Genomic DNA, 2,853 nt, shown 5'->3' on the forward strand with positions numbered 1-2,853 from the left:
GGACTCAGCCCTGTACAATACAGAACGGAGTCCTTAAATTAAACAGTCTAACTTCTTGGGGCAGATTAAGTTTCTCGGCTTTTTTATTACAATAATTTGTTGATTTTACAAGCGGTTGAATTTTTTTTGAAACTCACAAGCCCCAAAATGGAGCTAACTCATTGATTTTTAATGGTGTAAAATCTGGTTTACAGTGAAAGTTTTTCGTTACATTTGTTTTTTGTTCTTGTAGAATAGCCCACCTAATAACAATTTTAGAGGTTAGATATGCAAAACAAAACTTTTGGCAGTACATTAATTGTTGCGGGGACGACAATTGGTGCAGGAATGCTGGCAATGCCTCTCACTTCAGCAGGAATCGGTTTCGGCTGGACGGTTGCATTGCTTATCGCACTTTGGCTATTACTTTCTTTTGGTGCTTTACTGTTTGTTGAACTTTATCAAAACGTGGAAAGTGATGCAGGTATTGGCACTTTAGCTGAAAAATATTATGGAAATTTCGGCCGTATCGTTTCTACTGCTGTATTAGTGATTTTTTTATATGCGATTCTTTCCGCTTATGTTTCCGGTGGTAGCTCATTATTGGCAAGTATTATGCCGACTATTAATGATGCTGAAACAACCAAAAGAATTGTGGGTGTTATTTTTACCCTTGTATTTGGTGCTTTTGTTGTTATTGGCACTACAAGTGTAGATGTGATTAACCGTATTTTATTCTTAACTAAAATCGGTGCATTTTTATTAGTATTAGCGCTGTTATTACCGAATATCTCTGTAAGCAATTTGCTTGAAATGCCGATTGATAATGCATTATTAATTTCTGCAACCCCAGTTTTCTTTACAGCTTTCGGTTTTCACGGTTCAATTCCTAGCTTAAATAAATATTTAGGCGGTAATGTGAAAGCGTTACGTATTTCGATTTTAGTCGGTACGGCGATTCCGTTAATTGCTTATGTGTTATGGCAACTTGCGACACACGGTTTATTAAATCAAACCGCATTTTTACAGTTAATTGAGAAAGATCCGACTTTAAACGGCTTAGCGGAAGCGATTCAGCAAATTACCGGTAGCTCGGTAATTGGCGGCGCAGTGAAATTATTCTCAGCATTAGCTTTAATTACATCATTCTTAGGTGTGGCATTGGGTTTATTTGAGTGTTTAGAGGATTTATTTAAACGAGTACATATCAACACGCCTCGCATTTCTCTTGGCGCATTAACCTTTATTCCACCAATGCTATTCGCCTTTTTCTATCCGGAAGGTTTTATTGCCGCACTGGGGTACGCAGGACAAATGTTTGCTTTCTATGCGTTAGTTTTACCGATTGCGATGGTGTGGAAATTCCGCAAATTATATCCAGATGCTAAATACAAAGTATTTGGCGGCAATGTGGCATTATTGATTGCATTATTATTAGCAATATTTATCATTAATGTGCCATTTATTATTGAAGCCGGTTATTTACCGAGAGTAATTGGCTAATGATGAGTGAAAGCCGTCGAATTTGGCTAAAAATTACAAATTTTGAACGCTTGTTTTAAGTTAACTGTAAATACAATCTAATTGGTTATTATATAAATGAAAAATAAAATTTTAGGCAGTGCCTTGATGATTGCCGGCACAACAATTGGTGCAGGAATGCTAGCGATGCCGCTTACTTCAGCGGGAATGGGATTTGGTGCAACAGTTGCGTTACTCATTTGCTTATGGGCGTTATTAGCTTATACCGGTTTGCTGTTTATGGAGGTCTACCAAACCGCACCGAAACAAGATATTGGTGTGGCAAGTTTAGCGGAACAATATTTTGGTATCACGGGGAGAGTATTAGCGACAGCAAGTTTACTGATTTTGTTATATGCGCTATTAGCGGCTTATATTACTGGCGGTGGTTCGTTACTTTCTGGTTTATTACCTGAAATCGGTGATGCGCAAACCACAACTCAAGTGGGGATCTTATTATTCACTGTTTTACTTAGTTCGTTCGTGGTAATTGGTATTAAAGGCGTGGATGGTTTAACTCGCTTATTATTTATCGGGAAAATCGTTGCGTTTGTCTTTGTATTACTAATGATGCTACCAAAAGCAAAATTGGAGAATTTAACTGCCGTTCCGCTTGATAACTTATTTGTAGTATCAGCCATTCCGATTTTCTTTACCTCATTCGGTTTCCACGTAATTATGGCGAGTATCAATACTTATTTAGATGCGGATATTCGCAAAATCCGTATTGCGATTTATATCGGTACAGCGATTCCGTTAGTGGCTTATTTATTGTGGCAACTTGCAACGCACGGTGTGTTAACCCAAGCGGAATTTGTGGAGATTTTAAAACAAGATCCAACGCTAAATGGTTTAGTTAAAGCAACCAGCCAAATTACCGGTAGCACAATTTTAGGTGAAATGGTGCGTTTATTCTCAGCACTTGCATTGATTACCTCATTCTTAGGTGTGGCAATGGGCATTTTCGAGTGCGTTGGCGATCTATTAAAACGTGTGAATTTACCGGCAAATCGTTTATGGTTGACCTTAGCAACCTTTATTCCGCCGGTATTGTTTGCGCTGTTCTATCCAAACGGATTTATTGCCGCATTAGGTTATGCAGGTTTGCTATTTGCATTCTACGGAATGTTATTACCAATCGGTTTAGCATGGAAAGCTCGTAAGCTATATCCTAATTTAGCTTATCGAGTAATTGGTGGTAATACAGCGCTTGTGATTGCGTTAATCGCAGGCATCATTATTATGATTATTCCATTCTTTATTCAGTTAGGTTACTTACCACAAGTTGCCGGCTAGTTAGAAAAAAATAAGCGGTTAGAAAGTGCAAAAAATTTGCAGATTTGATCTGACCCC

General features: G+C 38.0%; 2 protein-coding genes. Both read left to right on the top strand.

Translation table 11 applies throughout. The features are described 5' to 3' along the window. Window positions 1–267 precede the first annotated feature (267 nt). A complete protein-coding gene (locus tag HMPREF0027_RS05315) occupies window positions 268–1,482 on the top strand; it encodes an aromatic amino acid transport family protein (RefSeq protein ID WP_005622822.1) in 1,215 nt (404 codons plus the stop codon). Window positions 1,483–1,578: 96 nt separating this feature from the next. Next, the gene (locus HMPREF0027_RS05320; protein ID WP_005622823.1) at window positions 1,579–2,796 is read left to right on the top strand and encodes an aromatic amino acid transporter; all 1,218 of its coding nucleotides are present in this window, start codon (window positions 1,579–1,581) and stop codon (window positions 2,794–2,796) included. The last annotated feature ends 57 nt before the right edge of the window (window positions 2,797–2,853 follow it).

The sequence above is a fragment of the Actinobacillus ureae ATCC 25976 genome (assembly GCF_000188255.1).
Classification (GTDB): domain Bacteria; phylum Pseudomonadota; class Gammaproteobacteria; order Enterobacterales; family Pasteurellaceae; genus Actinobacillus; species Actinobacillus ureae.